Genomic DNA, 1,677 nt, shown 5'->3' on the forward strand with positions numbered 1-1,677 from the left:
CGGAACAATCCGCAGCTTCGGTGATACGTTTAGCCCCGGTACATTTTCGGCGCAGTGTCACTCGACCAGTGAGCTATTACGCACTCTTTAAATGATGGCTGCTTCTAAGCCAACATCCTGGTTGTCTGGGCAACGCCACATCCTTTTCCACTTAACGTATACTTTGGGACCTTAGCTGGCGGTCTGGGCTGTTTCCCTCTCGACTATGAACCTTATCACCCATAGTCTGACTCCCAAGGCAAAGTAGCTGGCATTCGGAGTTTGACTGAATTCGGTAACCCGGTGAGGGCCCCTCGTCCAATCAGTGCTCTACCTCCAGTACTCGTTCCTTGAGGCTAGCCCTAAAGCTATTTCGGAGAGAACCAGCTATCTCCGTGTTCGATTGGCATTTCACCCCTACCCACACCTCATCCCCGCATTTTTCAACATACGTGGGTTCGGGCCTCCAGTCAGTGTTACCTGACCTTCACCCTGGACATGGGTAGATCACACGGTTTCGGGTCTACGACCGCATACTAAACTCGCCCTATTCAGACTCGCTTTCGCTTCGGCTCCGTGTCTTCCACTTAACCTTGCATACGATCGTAACTCGCCGGTCCATTCTACAAAAGGTACGCCGTCACCCATTAACGGGCTCCGACTACTTGTAAGCGCACGGTTTCAGGATCTATTTCACTCCCCTTCCGGGGTGCTTTTCACCTTTCCCTCACGGTACTGGTTCACTATCGGTCACTAGGGAGTATTTAGCCTTGGGAGATGGTCCTCCCGGATTCCGACGGAATTTCTCGTGTTCCGCCGTACTCAGGATACACACCGGAGGAAACGCACTTTCGACTACAGGGCTGTTACCCGCTGTGGCTGACCTTTCCAGATCGATTCGTCTAATGCATTTCTTTGTAACTCCAAAGGTGTGTCCTACAACCCCAGAAAGCAAGCTTTCTGGTTTGGGCTATGTCCGTTTCGCTCGCCGCTACTTGGGATATCGCATTTGCTTTCTCTTCCTCCGGGTACTGAGATGTTTCAGTTCCCCGGGTCTGCCTCATGTATCCTATGTATTCAGATACATGTCCTGCTCCATTACGAACAGTGGGTTCCCCCATTCGGAAATTCTCGGATCACAGTCTACTTACGACTCCCCGAGACATATCGGTGTTAGTCCCGTCCTTCATCGGCTCCTAGTGCCAAGGCATCCACCGTGCGCCCTTATTCACTTAACTAAATTGTTAGTGTTAAGAACTTACGATTTATCTTGCTTCCACGTCAAAAAACGCTTCCGCGGTTTGTTATTAGATGTCGTTGAATTACTCTTATTTAGTTTTCAAGGTACAAAATGGAGCCTAGCGGGATCGAACCGCTGACCTCCTGCGTGCAAGGCAGGCGCTCTCCCAGCTGAGCTAAGGCCCCGGATTATAGAAGTAAGATGGTGGGCCTGGGTGGACTCGAACCACCGACCTCACGCTTATCAGGCGTGCGCTCTAACCAACTGAGCTACAGGCCCATCTATTATAAAGAGAATTTACTCCCTCAAAACTGAACCAAACAACCAAGTATGTCCTTACCAGACAGTTACCGAAGTAACTGTCTAGCGTTCCGTTTCTATCCTTAGAAAGGAGGTGATCCAGCCGCACCTTCCGATACGGCTACCTTGTTACGACTTCACCCCAATCATTGGCCCCA

At 50.6% G+C, this 1,677-nt stretch carries 2 tRNA genes and 2 rRNA genes; all 4 read right to left on the minus strand.

The window, feature by feature from the left end:
* Positions 1 to 1,217: ribosomal RNA gene (locus JOC34_RS21570) — 23S ribosomal RNA — on the minus strand; the annotation flags it as partial.
* A gap of 114 nt (positions 1,218 to 1,331) precedes the next feature.
* Positions 1,332 to 1,404: transfer RNA gene (locus tag JOC34_RS21575), tRNA-Ala, on the minus strand.
* 17 nt (positions 1,405 to 1,421) lie between these two features.
* A tRNA-Ile gene (locus JOC34_RS21580) sits at positions 1,422 to 1,498 on the minus strand.
* Positions 1,499 to 1,606: 108 nt separating this feature from the next.
* Positions 1,607 to 1,677, minus strand: a 16S ribosomal RNA gene (locus JOC34_RS21585); the annotation flags it as partial.

Source organism: Virgibacillus halotolerans (assembly GCF_016908515.1).
In the GTDB taxonomy this organism is placed as follows: Bacteria; Bacillota; Bacilli; order Bacillales; family Amphibacillaceae; genus Virgibacillus_M; species Virgibacillus_M halotolerans.